This is a genomic window from Xanthomonas sp. NCPPB 3583, from assembly GCF_041475715.2.
In the GTDB taxonomy this organism is placed as follows: domain Bacteria; phylum Pseudomonadota; class Gammaproteobacteria; order Xanthomonadales; family Xanthomonadaceae; genus Xanthomonas; species Xanthomonas euvesicatoria.
Map to the genome: position 1 here is coordinate 4,169,153 of NZ_CM191263.1, position 16,897 is coordinate 4,186,049.

General features: G+C 65.2%; 19 protein-coding genes. 10 read left to right on the forward strand and 9 right to left on the reverse strand.

The features are described from left to right. Window positions 1–49 precede the first annotated feature (49 nt). Window positions 50–610, reverse strand: coding sequence for a DNA-deoxyinosine glycosylase (locus ACCQ07_RS17830; RefSeq protein ID WP_011348664.1), 561 nt, complete (start codon window positions 608–610; stop codon window positions 50–52). A 140-nt stretch (window positions 611–750) separates the two neighbouring features. Here ACCQ07_RS17830 and ACCQ07_RS17835 point away from each other — a divergent pair, with 140 nt between their 5' ends. Further along, the gene (locus ACCQ07_RS17835) at window positions 751–1,437 is read left to right on the forward strand and encodes an OmpW/AlkL family protein (RefSeq protein ID WP_014091128.1); all 687 of its coding nucleotides are present in this window, start codon (window positions 751–753) and stop codon (window positions 1,435–1,437) included. 276 nt (window positions 1,438–1,713) lie between these two features. Here ACCQ07_RS17835 and ACCQ07_RS17840 read toward each other — a convergent pair whose 3' ends face one another. Then, window positions 1,714–2,271 carry a CcdC protein domain-containing protein gene (locus ACCQ07_RS17840; RefSeq protein WP_372164425.1) on the reverse strand — a complete coding sequence of 186 codons (558 nt, stop codon included), beginning with the start codon at window positions 2,269–2,271 and terminating at the stop codon, window positions 1,714–1,716. 466 nt (window positions 2,272–2,737) lie between these two features. Here ACCQ07_RS17840 and xopAK point away from each other — a divergent pair, with 466 nt between their 5' ends. Continuing rightward, the gene (gene xopAK / locus ACCQ07_RS17845; protein ID WP_372364164.1) at window positions 2,738–3,526 is read left to right on the forward strand and encodes a XopAK family type III secretion system effector; all 789 of its coding nucleotides are present in this window, start codon (window positions 2,738–2,740) and stop codon (window positions 3,524–3,526) included. A 34-nt stretch (window positions 3,527–3,560) separates the two neighbouring features. On the opposite strand, the gene ACCQ07_RS17850 is transcribed toward xopAK, so the two are convergent. The 4 genes from ACCQ07_RS17850 to ACCQ07_RS17865 all read right to left on the reverse strand — a co-directional run bounded on the left by ACCQ07_RS17850 (window position 3,561) and on the right by ACCQ07_RS17865 (window position 7,321). After that, window positions 3,561–4,361, reverse strand: a complete 801-nt coding sequence (locus ACCQ07_RS17850; protein WP_011348670.1) for a MetQ/NlpA family ABC transporter substrate-binding protein — start codon at window positions 4,359–4,361, stop codon at window positions 3,561–3,563. A 145-nt stretch (window positions 4,362–4,506) separates the two neighbouring features. Further along, on the reverse strand, window positions 4,507–5,202 hold the full coding sequence (locus ACCQ07_RS17855) for a methionine ABC transporter permease (protein WP_003489185.1): 696 nt from the start codon (window positions 5,200–5,202) through the stop codon (window positions 4,507–4,509). Then, window positions 5,199–6,206 (reverse strand): methionine ABC transporter ATP-binding protein, encoded by a 1,008-nt coding sequence (locus ACCQ07_RS17860; RefSeq protein ID WP_008578010.1) that lies wholly within the window; start codon window positions 6,204–6,206, stop codon window positions 5,199–5,201. The genes ACCQ07_RS17855 and ACCQ07_RS17860 overlap by 4 nt, the downstream gene beginning before the upstream one ends. Window positions 6,207–6,424: 218 nt before the next feature. After that, window positions 6,425–7,321, reverse strand: coding sequence for a DMT family transporter (locus ACCQ07_RS17865; RefSeq protein WP_071118094.1), 897 nt, complete (start codon window positions 7,319–7,321; stop codon window positions 6,425–6,427). Between the two features lie 107 nt (window positions 7,322–7,428). Here ACCQ07_RS17865 and ACCQ07_RS17870 point away from each other — a divergent pair, with 107 nt between their 5' ends. From ACCQ07_RS17870 to ACCQ07_RS17895, 6 genes are all read left to right on the forward strand, one after another. Next, the gene (locus ACCQ07_RS17870; protein ID WP_372164429.1) at window positions 7,429–7,914 is read left to right on the forward strand and encodes a YajQ family cyclic di-GMP-binding protein; all 486 of its coding nucleotides are present in this window, start codon (window positions 7,429–7,431) and stop codon (window positions 7,912–7,914) included. Between the two features lie 145 nt (window positions 7,915–8,059). Continuing rightward, window positions 8,060–8,521 (forward strand): hypothetical protein, encoded by a 462-nt coding sequence (locus ACCQ07_RS17875; protein ID WP_031424982.1) that lies wholly within the window; start codon window positions 8,060–8,062, stop codon window positions 8,519–8,521. Next, a complete protein-coding gene (locus tag ACCQ07_RS17880; protein ID WP_372363510.1) occupies window positions 8,514–10,250 on the forward strand; it encodes an ATP-binding response regulator in 1,737 nt (578 codons plus the stop codon). Before ACCQ07_RS17875 ends, ACCQ07_RS17880 begins: the two co-directional genes overlap by 8 nt. After that, window positions 10,237–11,064: an alpha/beta hydrolase gene (locus ACCQ07_RS17885; RefSeq protein ID WP_029820349.1), complete on the forward strand. Its 828-nt coding sequence runs from the start codon at window positions 10,237–10,239 to the stop codon at window positions 11,062–11,064. Before ACCQ07_RS17880 ends, ACCQ07_RS17885 begins: the two co-directional genes overlap by 14 nt. Window positions 11,065–11,217: 153 nt before the next feature. Continuing rightward, complete coding sequence (locus tag ACCQ07_RS17890) at window positions 11,218–11,778, forward strand: DUF1415 domain-containing protein (protein WP_007962251.1); 561 nt, start codon at window positions 11,218–11,220, stop codon at window positions 11,776–11,778. Window positions 11,779–12,189: 411 nt separating this feature from the next. Continuing rightward, on the forward strand, window positions 12,190–12,996 hold the full coding sequence (locus tag ACCQ07_RS17895; RefSeq protein ID WP_031424985.1) for an SDR family oxidoreductase: 807 nt from the start codon (window positions 12,190–12,192) through the stop codon (window positions 12,994–12,996). A gap of 85 nt (window positions 12,997–13,081) precedes the next feature. On the opposite strand, the gene ACCQ07_RS17900 is transcribed toward ACCQ07_RS17895, so the two are convergent. Genes ACCQ07_RS17900 through ACCQ07_RS17910 form a run of 3 tightly spaced genes read right to left on the reverse strand, consistent with a single transcriptional unit; the run spans window position 13,082 to window position 15,536 of the window. Beyond that, entirely contained in the window at window positions 13,082–13,762 is a 681-nt protein-coding gene (locus tag ACCQ07_RS17900) for an HAD family hydrolase (RefSeq protein ID WP_218502256.1), read from the reverse strand. Continuing rightward, window positions 13,759–14,472: a pseudouridine synthase gene (locus tag ACCQ07_RS17905; protein ID WP_372363512.1), complete on the reverse strand. Its 714-nt coding sequence runs from the start codon at window positions 14,470–14,472 to the stop codon at window positions 13,759–13,761. The genes ACCQ07_RS17900 and ACCQ07_RS17905 overlap by 4 nt, the downstream gene beginning before the upstream one ends. After that, entirely contained in the window at window positions 14,469–15,536 is a 1,068-nt protein-coding gene (locus tag ACCQ07_RS17910) for a class I SAM-dependent methyltransferase (RefSeq protein WP_136733222.1), read from the reverse strand. The genes ACCQ07_RS17905 and ACCQ07_RS17910 overlap by 4 nt, the downstream gene beginning before the upstream one ends. 330 nt (window positions 15,537–15,866) lie before the next feature. Here ACCQ07_RS17910 and ACCQ07_RS17915 point away from each other — a divergent pair, with 330 nt between their 5' ends. Together ACCQ07_RS17915 and ACCQ07_RS17920 are read left to right on the forward strand one after the other, a co-directional pair. Further along, window positions 15,867–16,340, forward strand: coding sequence for a hypothetical protein (locus tag ACCQ07_RS17915; RefSeq protein ID WP_005911251.1), 474 nt, complete (start codon window positions 15,867–15,869; stop codon window positions 16,338–16,340). A gap of 284 nt (window positions 16,341–16,624) precedes the next feature. After that, window positions 16,625–16,888, forward strand: coding sequence for a hypothetical protein (locus tag ACCQ07_RS17920; RefSeq protein WP_011348681.1), 264 nt, complete (start codon window positions 16,625–16,627; stop codon window positions 16,886–16,888). Window positions 16,889–16,897 lie beyond the last annotated feature (9 nt).

Consider the following 16,897-nt stretch of genomic DNA (forward strand, 5'->3'; position numbering starts at 1 on the left):
TCACTGCGACGCTGGCATTCCATATCGACCTCGCGGCATCTCACCTTGGCTAGCGCAGCGCATCGCACAGCGGCTGCCAGGCCGCGGCCAGCCGCGGCAGCGACCAGGCCGCATTGGCCGGGCTGGTGGATGGCAACGCGACGACTGGCAGCGCGCAAAGCTGCGCCGATAGCCGCGGCTGTACATGCCGGCGCCAGGCCTGTGCTGCCGCAGCGCCATTGCAGGCCACCATGCGCAGCTGCGGCAGCGTGGCCAGCAACGCGGGCAGCGGATTGACCACGATGCTCGCCGCCACAATGGACGTATCCAGACTGCCGCGCCGCTCGCATTGGCCGATGACGTCCCACAGGCCCACGCGATGGTCGAGCAATGCTTGCAAGCGCAATGCATAGCTTGCGGCCGCATCAATGCCCAATAGGGCATGCATCAGCGGCCAGAAACGATTGCGTGGATGCGCGTAGTAACGCGCGGCTTCCAGTGACGCGACACCGGGCATCGAACCAAGCAGCAACACCCTGCAATCGCTGCGAACGTGCGCTGGCAAGCCTTGGCTGAGGTGTTTTTTCGTCACGGCAATCGCATCTGCGTGAATGTCTTTTTCAGACTGCATGACGTAACGACGGCCTTCTTGGGGGAATTCCTGAACAAACGAAATTTTAGCGGGCCGCAGGTGGGCGTGGATTCAGATTTTTAGGAATAGTTTTGGCGCGGCCCACTCCACGGGCCCAACAACAAGACGAGGAGACCCTCATGCGTTCCATTTCCATCCTGAGCCTGGCTGCTGTATCTGCACTTGCGATTGCACCGTCCGCGTTCGCGCAGGACACCACCTATACCGGCGACACCTCCTCGACTTCTTCCAGCACGATGTCCACCAGCGGCGATACCGCTTCTGGCAAGCATTGGGCCGTGGTCGGTGGCGTGGCGCTGCTGAACCCCAAGAACAACCCGGCGCCGGGCCTGGACGTCGATGGCGGCCCGGCACCGACGCTGAGCGCCAGCTACTACATCAACGACAACTGGGCCGTTGAACTGTGGGGCGCCGCCGACAAGTTCAACCACCGCGTCAACGCCGATGGCGTGGGCAAGGTCGGTACCGTCGAGCAGCAGCCGATCGCCATCAGCGGTCAGTATCACTTCGGCGAAGCGGACAACGTGTTCCGTCCGTTCGTGGGCGTGGGCTACTACGAGTCGAACTTCAGCAACGAAAAGATCGACGCGGCGTCGACCACCGGCGACCACGTGGGCCTGAGCACCGCCAAGGGCGTCATCGGCACTGTTGGTGTGGACATGAACATCAACTCCACCTGGTTCGCACGTGCCGACGCCCGCTACATGCGTTCGCGTCCGGAACTGCGCGTGGGTGGCCAGGGTACCGGCAGCGAGCTGGAACTGGATCCGTGGACCGTTGGCTTCGGTATTGGTGCGCGATTCTAAGCAGAGCGCTGCCCACCAGGGCGTTGGTTGAAGAAAAAACGGGCCGAAAGGCCCGTTTTTTTTGTGTGTGGCGTGAGATGTGGGGTGCGGGCCGTTACGACCGAGGCCTGAGGTGCCGTGTCAGCTCTCCGGTACGAATGCGAATAGTGGCGTGACTATTTGCCTCCGACTCTGCTTCATCGCTTCCAATGCGTCTGCAACTCCGTGCACCTGCATGCGTCGACACCCCCGTGCATGCGTCGAACACAATCGCCTGGCGCGCGCTTTCAAACGCCCTCACCGCCAATAAACGCTGCCGCGCAAACGTGCGCTGCGCCAGCGCCACCACAGCAAGGTGGCATAGGCGAGCGCATAACCGAGCAAGACGCCCGCAGCGCCGAGCAGGCTGGCATGACTGAGCCACCCGTCGGTTGGCCAGGCCACCCCCTGCCAGGCGCTACGCCAGCCCTGCACCATCCCGGCGATCACCCGGACCACGACCAACGCAGTCAAGCCCAGCACCAGCCACAGGTTGGGCCGGTAAAACAGGCCTTGCGTGGTGCGTTCGAAACGGGTCAGGCGCAACGCCAACGCACCCAGCGCCAACCCGCAGGCCCAGCCGAATGCGGCGTGGCTGATCGCGCCGGGCCAGAACGCCGCCGCGATCAAGCTGAAGATCACAAACAGCACGCTGGAGATGCCCGCCGACACCAGGTTGATCAGCAGCAGCCATCCACGCGCCTGACGACGTGCAGTACTCATGCGGAAGCGCTGCAGCAGCGACAACGGGAACACCACCACGAACACTGCCAGGGCAATGATCACAGCCAGCGGAATGGCAAGCAGCAAAGGCATCGGGAGACTGCCGTAGAAAGATGGCCGATGACGCTACTACGTATACGTGCAGCAGCGCGTGTTCGGTGCCAATTGCGCCCATCTGCAGCACGGCGAACGCGCTCGGCTCGGGGCGAACGCGCCAACGTGATACGCATTGGGAAGGATCGAGCGCGTCCTGCCGAAGATCGGCAGCGACCACGGAGACATCGTCGGCAATGTTGCCGCAGAGCTGCGATCTGGACGCCCTTTGGCAAGAACGGGACACCCGCCTGGCGAGCTGCAACTGGATCGTTGGGCTGTTGATCCCGGTACCGGCGCGCTTCCAGGCGATCAAGACGCGATGTTCGAAGAAGCAGGCCTCGCGCATCCGTTTTCGTCCAAGCAGAACACTTCGTTTTCCAGTCCCATCGGTTCGGCAGCGGGCGTGCCCTCATGCAGGGGCGATGCGAGGATCCAGACGTGTATCGCGGGTGGTCCTGACTCCATGAAGCCGGCTTCCATCAGACCCGACACATCCACCAGCACCGCTTACACCGCGGAGCCGCCGCCGTCGGCCGATCCAGCCGACGGGATTGCGCAATGGCCTGCGCCCCACCCCGACTGCCAGGGGTTGCCGCGCCAACGACCCAGAAAGCGTGTTGCCGACACCGCGGGCGATGGCGATGGCGCACGGGCCGGCAGCCGTGCGCGCCCCTACGGCAGCGACGCATTCGCCATCCCGGACGGCTTTACCCGGGAGCAGATCCAGCCATTTCACGATCTGGAACGACAATACGCCGCACTCTTTTGCACGCCCCACATCCGCGCCGTCCGGTCTGTACGCGATATCCAAGCCAGCCGGACAATGGATGTGGATATGGACGCATGTGTCGTCATCAATCTTGCGCAAGATGGATTTGATTCGATCGGCACGCACGGTTTGTCTTCATGCGTCTGCATTTGTGCAAAAGGAAAAAATCCTCGCGGCCACGACATCCTGGGCCTGCTGCATTATTCGGGGATACAGGATGCACAAGATGCACTTTCCGAAATCCGCGACGATATGCGCGAAGAAGGCGTGCGTAAGCCCGACATATTCCTGGTAGGCGGCATGATCTCCAACCAAGACGAGCTGGGCAGCTTCGAAATCGAGAGAGACCTGCTGGCGCTCGGGCACGACTTCAATATCGTAGGCGCCAAGCTGCACCCCAGCATGAGCGATCGCAACGGCGAGGAGAATGCCATCAACCTGGTCATGACGGCCGATGGCATCTATTACTACAAGTCGTGGTGAAGACGCCTGGGTGTAAAAGCGCCGCTGACCGCACTCAAAACGCCGGCAGCACCGCGCCCTTGTACTTCTGCTCGATAAAGGCTTTCACTTCCGGGCTGGTCAGCGCTTTGGCCAGTTTCTGCACGCGCGCATCGTCCTTGTTGTCGGCGCGCGCCACCAGGAAGTTGACGTACGGCGAGTCCTTGCTTTCGATCGCCAGCGCATCGCGGGTGGGATTAAGCCCGGCGTCGAGCGCGTAATTGGTGTTGATCAGCGCCAGATCGACCTGGTCCAGGACGCGCGGCAGCATGGCCGAATCGAGTTCGCGAAATTTGAGTTGCTTGGGGTTTTCGACGATGTCGCGCTGGCTGGACAGGGCGTTGCTCGGGTCCTTGAGTTTGATCACCCCGGCCTTGTCGAGCAGGATCAGCGCGCGGCTGTTGTTGCTCGGGTCGTTGGGGATCACCACATCGGCGCCGGTGGGTAGCTCGGCCAGCGCCTTGAAGCGGCGCGAATAGGCACCGAAGGGCTCGATATGCACGCCGACGACGGTGACCAGCTGGCTCTTGCGGTCGCGGTTGTACGCATCCAGATAGGGCTCGGTCTGGAAGTAGTTGACGTCGATCTGCTTCTGCACGACCTGGTCGTTGGGCTGCACGTAGTCGTTGAACACCCGTACATCGAGCTTGACGCCCTGCTTGGCCAGCAGCGGTTCGACCACTTCCAGGATTTCGGCATGCGGCACGGCCGTGGCGGCCACGGTCAGGGTGTCGCCGCCGCTGCCGCCACCGCCACCACAGGATGCCAATGCCAGCGTGGCTGCCGCCAGGAGGGAACGAAACGCGAATGTGCTCATGTAGGGATCCGTGGGAGGAGGATGCGGACCTGCCGCAGGCGCTCAACCTACCAGACGCGGCGTGTGGCAGCGATGCACCGCGCGGTGCGGACGGGGCAGCGATGCAGCTGTTGGGTCACGTGCGCTCCAACGGCCGCGCACCGGCTCAGCGCCGGCTGTAATGCGCCACCAGGCGGTCGCCCAGCATCTGCAGCACCTGCACCAATACCAGCAAGGCGATGACAGTGATCAGTGCCACGTCCGAGTGCGAGCGCAGGTAGCCCTCGCGATAGGCCACATCGCCCAGGCCGCCGGAACCGATCGCACCGCCCATCGCGGTGAAGCCGATCAGCGCGATGGTGGTCACGGTGGCACCGGCGATCAGGCCGGGGCGCGCTTCGGGCAACAGCACCCGCAGCACCAGTTGCCGGGTAGTGGCGCCCATTGCCTGGCTGGCTTCGATGATCCCGCGGTCGACTTCGCGCAGCGCGGTTTCCACCAGGCGTGCGTAAAACGGCGCGGCGCCGACCACCAGCGGCAGGATCGCGCCGCGCACGCCCAGCGAAGTGCCCATCAGCATCAGCGTGAGCGGGATCATCGCGATCATCAAAATGATGAAGGGCACCGAGCGCAGCAGGTTGATCAGCGCCGCGAGCGCGCCGTACAGCACCGGGCGCCGGCGCAACTGCGGCGCGCCGCACAGGAACAGCGCAACGCCCAGCGGCAGGCCGATCAGCAATGTCAGCGGCAACGCACCGGCCAGCATCAGCAAGGTATCGAGGGTGGCCTGGCCGATGTCGCCCCACTTGGCGGCATCGAGATTACGGAAGAAACCACCGGCTGCAGCAACGATCGGGGTCATACGCGCAGATCCTCCACCTGCACGCCGGCGGCGACGAAACCGGCGCGTGCAGCGTTCTGGTCGCCGCCGGTCAGGGCGACGATGAGCTGGCCGTAGGGCGTGTCCTTGATGCGATCCACCCGCCCGGACAGGATGTTGTAGTCCACCCCGGTTTCGCGGGCGATGCGGCCCAAGACCGGTTCGTAGGTACCGTTGCCCAGGAAGGTCAGCCGCACGATGCGTCCGCCGACTGCGGCGAAATCGCGATGCAGCTCGGCTTCGTCCACATGTTCGGCTTCGGAGACGAAGCGCCGGGTGGTGGCGTGTTTGGGATGCAGGAACACCTCGGTCACCGGGCCGGTTTCCACCAGCTTGCCGGCGTCCAGCACCGCGACGCGGTCGCAGACACGGCGGATCACATCCATCTCGTGGGTGATCAGCACGATGGTCAGGCCGAGCTCGCGATTGATCTGCGCCAGCAGCTGCAGCACCGAGGCGGTGGTCTGCGGGTCCAGCGCGCTGGTGGCCTCGTCGCACAGCAGGATCTGCGGGCGGGTGGCCAGCGCGCGCGCAATGCCCACGCGCTGCTTCTGCCCGCCCGATAGTTGCGCCGGATACTTGTTGGCGTGCTCCTGCAGCCCGACCCGGGCCAGCAGCTCGGCCACGCGCGCATCGATCTCGGCACGCGGCGTGCCGGCCAGTTCCAGCGGGAAGGCGACATTGCCGGCCACGGTGCGCGAGGACAGCAGGTTGAAGTGCTGGAAAATCATGCCGATGCGGCGGCGCAAGGCGCGCAGGCCCTGGCCGTCCAGCGCGGTCACGTCCTCGTCGCCGATCAGCAGACGACCGCCGCTGGGCTCTTCCAGCCGGTTGATCAGCCGGATCAGCGTGGATTTGCCGGCGCCGGAATGGCCGATGATGCCGAACACCTCACCCGGGCCGATCCGCAGATCGAGCGGGTGCAGCGCCACGATCTGGCGACCGTCGACGGAATAGGACTTGTGCAGGCGCTGAAACTGGATCACCGCGCGTGGCCGGTTGGGGGGTCGTGAAGCCTACCATCGGGATTGGGGATTGGGGATTGGGGATTGGCAAAGGCCACGGCGGCCCCGCTGTTGCCAATCCCGAATCGCGAATCCCGAATCACGGCCGCCAGGGATTCGCAAAGGCCACGGCGCTTCGGCTGTTGCGAATCCCGAATCCCGAATCCCAAATCCCAAATCCCGAATCCCGAATCCCGTCCTCACGGCCTCTCAAGCGGCAACGGCCTGTCCGCCTGGCGTATCCGCTCCCGGCGCAACAAATACAGCCCGCTGGCGACGATGATGCCGGCGCCGGTCCAGGTCCAGCTGTCGGGCAGGGTCTGCCACAGCAGCCAATCCCAGCCGATCACCCAGACCAGACCGGTGTATTCCAGCGGGGCGATCATCGAGGCCTCGCCGCGCATGAAGGCCTGGGTCAGCGCAACCTGGCCCAGCGCACCGGCCAGGCCCATGCCGGCAATCAGCCCGGCGTGCCCGGCCTGTAAGGGCACCCAGCCGGGGATGGCCAGCAACCCGGCGCCGATCGCCATGAACAGCAAGAACCACACCACCATGGCCTGCGGGGTGTCGGTACGGGTCAGCAGGCTCACGGTGATCGCCGCGACGGCATAGGCGGTGGCGGCCAGCAGCACCATCAGCCCGGGCAGCGAGATCAGCCCGTCCACGCCCGGGCGCAGCACCACGATCACCCCGACCAGGCCAATGCCGATCGCGGTCCAGCGGCGCGGGCCGACGTGCTCGCCCAGTAGCGGCACCGACAGCGCGGCCACCAGCAGCGGCGCCACGAAATACAGCGTGTAAGCGGTGGACAACGGCATGCGTTTGATGCCGAAGACGAAGCAGCCGATCATCACCATGCCCAGCACCCCGCGCAGCAGGTGCAGGCCCCAGCGCACCGGCACGATCGCGCGCGGCCCGGCAGTGGCGAACACCCACACCAGCACGAACGGCAACGAGGCAGCGCCGCGCAACAAGGTGACCTGCAGCGGCGGGTAATGCGCCGACAGCAGCTTCATTCCCGCGTCCATCAGCGAGAAACAGGCCACGGCGGCCACCATCCAGGCGATGGCGGGAAGCGGGGAGCGGGTGGTGGGCATGCACGCATTATCGCCGCGGCACTGGCACGCCCGCCAAGGCCCACATGACGGCCGGGCCGGCACGATGGCCTAGAATGGCGGCTGTTTTTCAATTGCAGGAGCTTTGCATGCCTTCCTTCGACGTTGTGTCCGAAGTAGACAAGCACGAACTGACCAATGCGGTGGATCAGGCCAACCGCGAGCTGGACACACGTTTCGACTTCAAGGGAGTCCAGGCCAAGTTCGAGCTGGAAGACGGCAAGGTGATCAACCAGTCCGCGCCCAGCGATTTCCAGATCAAGCAGATGACCGACATCCTGCGCGCGCGGTTGCTGGCGCGCGGCATCGACATCCGCTGCCTGGAGTTTGGCGAGGTGGAAACCAACCTGGCCGGCGCGCGGCAGAAAGTGACCGTCAAGCAAGGCATCGAGCAGAAGCAGGCCAAGCAGCTGGTGGCCAAGTTGAAGGAAGCCAAGCTCAAGGTCGAAGCGCAGATCAGTGGCGACAAGCTGCGCGTCACCGGCAAGAAGCGCGACGATCTGCAGGACGCGATCGCGCTGCTCAAAAAGGCCGACTTCGAACTGCCGCTGCAGTTCGACAACTTCCGCGATTGAGTGCGGCGGGGTGACCGCAACGATCGGGACGGCGCTGCGCGTGCGCGCCGTGCGGCCGGGTGAGCCGGAGTGGCGCCTGCGGCCTGCGCGCGGCACGCGGCGCGGTGGCGCCCGTCACCTCGCCGCACTGGCCTAGCCTGCGAGCATGCGCGACCTGTTCGCCAGCCTGTTGCAACGCCTGCGCATGCACGGGCCGGCCAACGCAGCGGGCGAACATGCCCGGCACGCCGCCGCCCATGCGCAACCACGCATCGAGACCGGCTCGACGCTGCACACCATGGCCGACCTGGATCCGGTGGCGGCAGCGGCGTTTGCCGATGCCTTCCTGGTGGAGATCGAACATGCCATCGCCACCTGCACGCTCGGCGATGCCGGCACGCCGCAGGCGCAGGCGCTGCAGCAGATCCATTCGTTGAAAAACACCATCTCGCTGACCGGCTCGCAGCAACTGCTGAAGGCCTGCGACCAGTTGCGCGATGCCGCAAGCCATGGCGCGCTGGGCGAAACGCTTGCGCAGCGTTTCACTGCGGTGGCGAACGCGGCTGGCCTGCTGGTCAAGCAGTACCGGCGTACCCTTCCCTCCGACGATGCGGACCCTCATGCGTAGCACTCCCAACCGCGCAGCGCCCGGCCTGATCCTGGCCGCCAGGCAGTTGCGCAACGACAGACTGGTGCGGCTGTTCGAGTCGTTCCTGGAATATCGCGCCTGCGTGGGCCGCGTGATCGTGCAGAGCATCGTCACCGCGTGGTGCCTGGGCTGGCTGTACGGGCCGCAACCGGTGCTGGTGGCCGACGCGCACCATGTCTTTCCCACCGCGGTCGGCCTGTGGGTGCTGTCGGTGGTGTGGATGCTGCTGGTACGTCGCCGTGTCATTGCGCCCAGCGAATGGCTCGATGCGATGGACTTTGCGATGAACCTGCTGTTCATCGGCATCCAGACCTACTTGGCCTTCATCCTGTTGATGTCGTTGAATGCATTTTTGCCGTTCATCACCATCGCGGCGGTGGCGCGTTACGGGCAACGCGCGATATTTCCGGTGTTGCTCAGCACCTTCGTGCTGATGCTGTTGACCGCACCGTCAGGCTATTGGCTGTCGCGTCCGGCGTATTTCGTCTATGCCGTGGCGCTGATCATCGTGCTGCCGTTGCTGGTGGCGCGGATCGTGCTTGCGATGCAGGAAGTGGCACTGCAGGCACTGGCCTCGCGCGATGCGCAAAGCCGTTTCATCAGCACCATGAGTCACGAATTGCGCACGCCGCTGAATGCGGTGATCAACTGCGCCCAATTGATCGAAACCGAGCAAATGCCGGCACAGCAACGCGAGCTGCTGCAATCGGTGACCGTCAATGCAACCGCGCTGCGCCATCGTGTCAACGAGGTGCTGGATGTGGCCAGCATCGACGGCGGACGCCTGCAGCTGCATCGCAAGCCGTTAAACCTGCTGGACGTGGTCACCACGGTGAAAGCGGTCTGCGCCACCGCAGCGTCCAGCAAGGGCGTCACGCTCGATGTGCGTGTCGATAGCCCACAGGCACCGCACGTGATGGGCGACGAAGGCCGCATCGAACAGGTGATCAGCAACCTGGTGATCAATGCGATCAAGTTCACCCCGGCCGGCGGCACGGTGGATCTGCTGATCGACGCGACCCAGGTGCAGGAGCGCTGGAGCATCGCGGTGACCGTCACCGACACCGGTATCGGCGTACCGGACGATCAGAAGGCCTACATCTTCACTCCGTTCACTCAGCTCAGTACCGGCTTCAGTCGCGTCGAAGGCGGGGTGGGCCTGGGGCTGTACATCGCGCTGTCGGTTTCCGATGCGATGGGCGGCAGCCTGACCGTGAGCGACAACCCCGCCGGTGGCAGCATCTTCCGCTGGATGTTCGAACTGCCCGCCGCCGCGTCCGGCAGCCATACGCTCGCGCTGCGCGATGCGCTGGCCCAGCACGCAGAAAACGTGCCTTCCCTGCATTGCCTGGTCTTTGAAGACATGGATACCAATCGTCTGGTGATCGGCAATCTGCTGACCCGCGCCGGGCATCGGGTGAGCTTCCAGGTCGATGGCACCGACGCGGTGCAGCGCATCCGCGAGGCAGCGCCGGACCTGGTGTTCCTGGATCTGCACATGCCGGGCACGTCCGGCTGGGATGCGCTGCGGGAGGCGCGCGATGCGATGTCGGCGCTGCCGCCGATCATCGTGCTGACCGCCGACACGCGGACCGATTCGATGCGCGACGCCAGCGCGGCGGGCGTGGCCGGCTATCTGCCCAAGCCGATCAATGCGCACGAGTTGCTGGCACTGCTCGCCCGGCATGCCAGCCATGCACGCCCCTGAGCTCAAGCCGGGCAACGCCGCACGCGCCTACTGGCAGCATGCCGCACACGCCGGCACGCCGCTGGTGGTGCTGTACCTGCACGGCTTCAGCGCCAGCCCGGGCGAAGCAGGCGCGCTACCCGAACAGATGGCCGATGCGCTGGGCGCCAACGGTTACGTGCATCGCTGGCCCGGGCACGGGCTCACCGCCGCCGATGCAATGCAGGGGCTTACACCGGCGGTGTTGCAGGCCTCGGCGCTGGAGGCACTGGCCCAGGCGCAACGCATGGGCGAGCGGGTTGCGATTGTCGGCTCGTCGATGGGCGCGACACTGGGTTTGTGGCTGGCCGCGCGGTACCCGGACGCGGTGGCCGGCGTGGTTGCCTGGTCACCCGGCATCCGGCCAGCCGACCCGGCATTGCTCGAACAGATCTGCGCCGCGCAGGCGCCGTTGATCGACCCGCGCACGCGCACGCCTGCCGCGCGTGCGTTCTGGTCGGAGACGATCCATCCGGACGGATTTCGCGCCTTGCGTGACCTGTTTGCGCTCATCGCCGCCGACCCGCCGTGGCCACAGGTGCGCTGCCCGGTGTTTCTAGGCTATTACCGCGCTGCCGACGGCCGCGAAGACGGCGTTGCCTCGGTGCCGGCGATGCTGCAGATGTTCGCAGCGCTGGGCACTGCGCCGGCACACAGGCAGGCGCTGGCCTTCGACACCGGCGCGCATGCGATCGGGTCGCCGCACAAGACCCCGCTGGCCGGCGCCGTCGCGCAGGCGTCCATCGCGTTCTTGCAGGCACAGCTCCGTGCTGCGCCGCACGGCCTAAATGCGTGAGCGCAAGCTGGTCTGCGCGCGCGGCGGAAGAAACCTGCCGCCTCGCTGGCAGCGTCGCGATGGTGCCCCGCTAGCGCCCGCTGCTGCCAACCACGCGCGCGGTCCGCTGCATGGCGATCGCATACACTGGCGCGCCAGCCCGCTGCCGCCACGATGACCACCACGCCCGCAACCTCCGATCCGATCGCCGACACCCGCAAATGGATCGAACGTGCGGTGATCGGATTGAACCTGTGCCCGTTCGCCAAGGCGGTGTACGTCAAGGAACAGGTGCGGCTGGTGCTCAGCGATGCCAGCACGCCCGAAGCCTTGCTGGAACAACTGGCCGAGGAACTGGTGCTGCTGCGCGATACGCCGGCCGAACAGATCGACACCACGCTGATCGTGCATCCGGACGTGCTCACCGACTTCCTGGACTACAACGACTTTCTCGACAACGCCGATGCGGCGGTGGAAGCGCTGGACCTGCAAGGCGTGTTGCAGGTGGCCAGCTTCCATCCGGATTACCAGTTCGCAGGCGCGGCGCTGGACGATGTGGCCAACTTCACCAACCGCTCGCCCTTCCCCACCTTGCACCTGTTGCGCGAAGACAGCGTGGAGCGTGCGGTGGCGGCGTTCCCGGATCCGGATGTGATTGTGGAACGCAATATCCAGACGCTCGAACGCCTGGGCAGCGATGGCTGGGAGCGCGTGCTCAACGGTGCAGAGCACTGAGTGCTGCACCTGCCGTCCGGGACTGCAGCGAGTGCGATTTTCGCCACTTGCGCCCGCAGGTTGTTGGCATAAAACAGGGCGGAAGTTCTTCAGCCGCATGCGGATCGCGTGCTCAGCGTCGAACTGGTCGAGCGCCGCATGCCGCCGGGCACGCTGCACACGTGTGGCACCGGGCAATTGGGTGATTGAGTGCAGGCGCAGCAGCACCGGCGGCACCGGCGGCACCGGGACATTGCGGAACGCACGCGATCCGGGCAGCTGCCCGGATCAGCCTGCATCCGTCAGGTTCAATGTGGATGACATCGAGCGCACGCATGGCACGTGCGCCGAATCCTCATCCGCGCTCCACGTTGCTGCGACGACGACAGCCCGCGCGCTACAGTGCCGCCACCCTCACCCGTGCCGCATGCCATGGCCTTGATCCCCGCAATTTCCGCATGGAACCCGTCGCCGCTGCAGGACCGCGTGGTGGTGATCACCGGTGGGGCGCAAGGTATCGGCCGCGGCATTGCCCAGGCGGTGCTGGGCGCGGGCGGCAGCGTGGTGATTGGCGATCTGGATGCCGATGCCGGCAAGGCCTGCCTGCAGGAGTGGGCACTGCCGCGCCGTAGCGCTTTCGTCCGCTGCGATGCCGCGCGCCAGGCGCAGGCCACGCGCCTGGTCGCCACGGCGCTCAAGCGCTTCGGGCGCATCGATGGTCTGGTCAACAATGCCGGCGTGCCCGATCCGCATATCGCGGCACTGCCGCAACTGGACTGGGACACCTGGAACAGCCGGCTGTCCAGCCTGCACGGCGCCTTCCTGTGCAGCAGGCAGGCGCTGCCCGCGCTCAGGCAGGCGCCAGCCGGTGGGGCGATCGTCAACATCGCCTCCACCCGCGCCTGGCAATCGGAGCCGCACAGCGAAGCGTACGCCGCAGCCAAGGGCGGCCTGGTGGCCTTTACCCACGCGCTGGCGCTGAGCGAAGGACCGCATGTACGCGTCAACAGCATCAGCCCGGGGTGGATCAGCACCGATGCGTGGCGCGCGCCGCAGCGCCGGCGGGCACCGAAATTGTCGCGTCGCGACCATGCACAGCACCCGGCCGGGCGCGTGGGCACACCCGAAGACATTGCGCAGCTGGCGGTGTATCTGCTTGCGCCGCAGCTGTCCGGTTTCGTCACCGGGCAGGATTTCATCGTCGACGGTGGCATGTCGCGCAAGATGCACTACGCGTAAGCGCAGCGAGGCGGTCGGCAGCACCTGCGTGATCACAGCCGGGTTGGCGCATGAACTGGCCCCGCGACGTATCCACCCGAACCCGTCACCCCGACAAGCGTGCTTCCAGCAAGCGTTGCGCATCACCCAGCGAGGGCAGGATGCGGTGGCCGAGCGCACGCACGGTGGCGTCGGGCTCGAGCAGGTCCGGAATCTGGATCGGTGTCATGCCGGCCGCCAATGCTGCACGCACGCCGGTGGGCGAGTCTTCCAGCACCAGGCAGTGCGCAGGGTCTACCGCCAAGGTGCGCGCAGCCAGCAGGTAGATATCCGGCGCAGGTTTCGGATGGACCACATCGCTGGCCGTGCACACGGCATCGAAGCGCCACAACAGATCGGCCGCTTCCAGCTTGCGCAGCGCCAGCGGGCGCTGGGTGGAGGTGGCCACCGCGCGCGGCATGCGCTGGGCTGCCAGATAGTCCAACAGCGCAACGATGCCGGGCCGATGCGGGACGCCGCGCTCGACCGCAGCGGCATACAGCCGTTGCGCATGCGCCAGCATGGTGTCGGCCGCGGCCTCGCCGATCCGTTCGCCGAGCAGCCGGCGGCAGGCCGCATCGCCGGTGCCCACCATGCGCAACCAGAAGGCCGGTTCGATCTGCAGACCCTGGTCGTCGGCGGCCTGCGCCAGACAGGCCGTGATGGCGCGCTCGCTATCGAGCATCAAGCCATCCATGTCGAAGATCACCGCCTGCGGGCGAAACGGCAGCGCTGCACTGTGGGTCATGCCGGAGCGCCGCGGCCCAACAACACCTCAAGATCGTTCGCTTCCAGCGCACGCCATTGCCCCGACGGCAATCCATCCAGCGACAGGCCGCCGATGCGGCTGCGGTGCAGCGCGACCACGTGGTTACCGGCGGCAGCGAACATGCGCCGCACCTGGTGATAGCGGCCTTCGTGCAAGGTCAGCCGCGCCTGGCGTGGGCCAAGCACCTCCAGCTCGGCCGGCAGCAGCGGCTTGGTTTCGCCGTCCAACAGCAAGCTGCCGCTGGCGAACAGCGCGGCCTCCTCGCCACGCAGGTCCTCGGCCAGGGTGATGTCATACACCTTGTCCAGGGCCGATTTAGGCGAAATGATCCGGTGCAGCAGCGCGCCGTCGTCGGTCATCAACAGCATGCCGCTGGTCTCGCGGTCCAACCGACCCACTGGCGCCAACACCGGCGCGCGCAGGCGGAAACGTGGCGGCAGCAATTCGTAGATCAGCCGGCCGGTGTCCTTGGTCGAGCAGGTGTAGCCGCTGGGTTTATGCAGCAACAGGCTCAAGCCCGCTGGCGGATCGAGCGGTTCGCCATCGATGCGGATGGCGTCGTGCTCCACCTGGTCGTCGGCATACAGCACCTCGCCTTGCGCATCGGTGATCGCGCCCTGCCGGAACAGCTGGGTGACCTGCTTGCGGCTGCCGTAGCCGAGATTGGCGATGTGTTTGACCAGCTTCATGGGCGCGCTCCGCGGCCGCGGATCGCCGCGATCAGCTTGAACCCATCGCGTTCGGCAGCCACGCGGACCTGTCCGAAACTGTCGTTGAGCACCTGTTCGTAAGGCAGGTGCCGGTTGGCGACCAGTATCAATTGCCCGCCCGGGCGCAGTGCCTGTGCGGCCACCGCAATGAAGCGCTGTCCGATGTCCGGGCGGTCGGCACGCGACGGCGTATGGAACGGCGGGTTGCTGACGATGAAATCGTATTGCGCCACCAGCCCGGCGGTGACATCGCGCCAGTGGTAGTGCAGCTGCGCCGGATGCGCGATGTCCTGCAGGTTGCGCCGCGCCAGCGTCAATGCGCGCGCCTCGGCTTCGTACAGATCCAGCGCGGTGACCTTGGGACAACGCGCCAGCACTTCGGCCGATAGATAACCAAAACCAGCGCCCAGGTCGGCGCCATGGCCGGCCAGCGTGGTCGGCAGATGCTCGACCAGCAGCGCGGACGCCGGGTCGATGCGATCCCAGGCGAAGACGCCGGGACGGCTGACAAAGCGGCCGTCCAGAATCTTGCGTGGCGCATCCAGCGCGGCCCAGCGCGCCTGCAGCGCGGCATCGGTGTCGGCCGGCAGCGGCGCGCTCCAATAGGTGCGGCAGTGGTACTTGGTCAGGCTGCCGGCCAGCCCGGTGAGCTGGCGCAGATCGGCTTCCCCCGAGCGTGCGCCTTCGTTGTTGGACTGGCAGGCCACCACACGGCCACCGGGCGCAGTCAGCGCCACCGCACGTGCGAACAGCGCGCGCGCCTCCTCGCGCTGCCGCGGAGGCAGCACCAGCACCAGGGCATAGCGCGTACTGTCGGCCTCGATCTCGCTTTCTTCGCGCACGGTCCACCCATTGCGCTCCAGCGCTTCGGCGAACGGACGGAAGCTCTGCTCGCAGGTCAGCGTTTGGGGGCTTGCCTGCTCGCGCAGCGGAAAACCGTCGCGCGCGCGCAGGAACAACACCGGTCCTTCCGACCATGGCAGCGCGCCTTGGGCAAAAGGCAGGAACAGGGCTTGAAGCGGGGCGTCGTGCGGGCCAGCCATTGGTCGTCGGAGCGGAAATGGGCGGCCATTGTAAGGGAGCGGTGGCGGTGTGACGCCCGCTGCGGTTGCATACTGACTGTCCGGAACAGAAGGGGGAGGCTTGCGTGGCATCCAGATGATTCCATTTGACTGATAAGTAACAAATATGGTGTTGAGCGCAAAGTGATAATGCGATAGCGATCACGTGATTCAATCTCATCCACAGGCTGCCTTCGAATGGCTTACCGAGGCTTGGATGGCTTCTTTAATGAGCGCATTGACAGCGGCAGAGCAAAGGCCCACGCTTGAGCTCGCAGGAAGACCTGCCGATCATTAATAGGAATACTGGATATGAGATATAGGAAATATTTCGGACTGTTTTCCGCAACACTATTTTTGGCGACGTCCGCATATGGTCAGAATTATCGTGCGGCGACGACGCCATCCAGCTCGCTGGTAACAACGCAGAAAAGTTTATATCGCGCCGGATCTAACGAATCGCAATCCATCGTCGCTTGGATCAAGCAGCACTCACCAAAGTATCCGCCGCTGTTACCGACGAGTAGCCTGAGTGTCTCCCGCAGCATAGTCTCGACCGGATTGATTAGTATTCAGTCCGGGCCGGATGGTCCACCGGTTCCTTTGCCCGCCAGCGGCGTCCCTGGCGAGAAAATTACAATCCGTAACGAATTTCCTGGCGGGGCATTTGAACAATGGGATTACGAATGGGCTGGTCAGTCAGGTGGATCATGGCAACTGACAGGCTATCAATTCAGTGCCCCGACAAGTAAAGGCGACAACGACAACCCGCGTCAGCCTTTCTGATTTCTTTTCCTCCGCATAATTGTCGGCCAGCTCCTCTCGCTTGTTTGGGAAGAGGAGCATGGGATATTTGCAGAAGTTCCGGCGAGGCCCAGCATCGCGTCAGAGTCAGCGCTTTCAGTCAACTTTGCGCAGCACTTGGCAATAGACCGTCTTGCGGGCCGGCTATTGCAGGGGATCGATGGAGTTACACCGCCCACTGTGTTGCCGCGCCTGCACAGGCCATTGATGCGCACGCAACATTCCTCCACCTAGGCTGAGGTCAGGCACACACCGGAGAAAGCATTATGACGCGCGCCTTATTCGTAGGTGGAGTGGTCGATAACAGCGAAATGGACTTGGACGACATGCCCCCGCCCATGCACTACCCCGCCAATACCGGCGCAGGTCGCCCCCGATACCGCCTGCACCAGATCGGCGAGCGCGCCGATGGCAGCGTGGCCTACGCAGTCTATGGCGCACCAGAATTGGCCGACGAGGAAATCCAGCGCGTTGCCGAAGAAAGGGGATATGCGCGTCGCTTCTGCGCCTCGCCGGAGGTGCCTCGCTGAAGGGGCTAG

Coding starts and splice junctions, on each gene's coding strand:
- ACCQ07_RS17885 (WP_029820349.1), top strand. CDS start 10,237: ATGCACGCCCCTGAGCTCAAGCCGGGCAACGCCGCACGCGCCTACTGG.
- ACCQ07_RS17840 (WP_372164425.1), bottom strand. CDS start 2,271: ATGCCTTTGCTGCTTGCCATTCCGCTGGCTGTGATCATTGCCCTGGCA.
- ACCQ07_RS17895 (WP_031424985.1), top strand. CDS start 12,190: ATGGCCTTGATCCCCGCAATTTCCGCATGGAACCCGTCGCCGCTGCAG.
- ACCQ07_RS17880 (WP_372363510.1), top strand. CDS start 8,514: ATGCGTAGCACTCCCAACCGCGCAGCGCCCGGCCTGATCCTGGCCGCC.
- ACCQ07_RS17850 (WP_011348670.1), bottom strand. CDS start 4,361: ATGAGCACATTCGCGTTTCGTTCCCTCCTGGCGGCAGCCACGCTGGCA.
- ACCQ07_RS17865 (WP_071118094.1), bottom strand. CDS start 7,321: ATGCCCACCACCCGCTCCCCGCTTCCCGCCATCGCCTGGATGGTGGCC.
- ACCQ07_RS17835 (WP_014091128.1), top strand. CDS start 751: ATGCGTTCCATTTCCATCCTGAGCCTGGCTGCTGTATCTGCACTTGCG.
- ACCQ07_RS17900 (WP_218502256.1), bottom strand. CDS start 13,762: ATGACCCACAGTGCAGCGCTGCCGTTTCGCCCGCAGGCGGTGATCTTC.
- ACCQ07_RS17875 (WP_031424982.1), top strand. CDS start 8,060: ATGCGCGACCTGTTCGCCAGCCTGTTGCAACGCCTGCGCATGCACGGG.
- ACCQ07_RS17855 (WP_003489185.1), bottom strand. CDS start 5,202: ATGACCCCGATCGTTGCTGCAGCCGGTGGTTTCTTCCGTAATCTCGAT.
- ACCQ07_RS17905 (WP_372363512.1), bottom strand. CDS start 14,472: ATGAAGCTGGTCAAACACATCGCCAATCTCGGCTACGGCAGCCGCAAG.
- ACCQ07_RS17830 (WP_011348664.1), bottom strand. CDS start 610: ATGCAGTCTGAAAAAGACATTCACGCAGATGCGATTGCCGTGACGAAA.
- xopAK (WP_372364164.1), top strand. CDS start 2,738: ATGAAGCCGGCTTCCATCAGACCCGACACATCCACCAGCACCGCTTAC.
- ACCQ07_RS17920 (WP_011348681.1), top strand. CDS start 16,625: ATGACGCGCGCCTTATTCGTAGGTGGAGTGGTCGATAACAGCGAAATG.
- ACCQ07_RS17910 (WP_136733222.1), bottom strand. CDS start 15,536: ATGGCTGGCCCGCACGACGCCCCGCTTCAAGCCCTGTTCCTGCCTTTT.
- ACCQ07_RS17890 (WP_007962251.1), top strand. CDS start 11,218: ATGACCACCACGCCCGCAACCTCCGATCCGATCGCCGACACCCGCAAA.
- ACCQ07_RS17870 (WP_372164429.1), top strand. CDS start 7,429: ATGCCTTCCTTCGACGTTGTGTCCGAAGTAGACAAGCACGAACTGACC.
- ACCQ07_RS17915 (WP_005911251.1), top strand. CDS start 15,867: ATGAGATATAGGAAATATTTCGGACTGTTTTCCGCAACACTATTTTTG.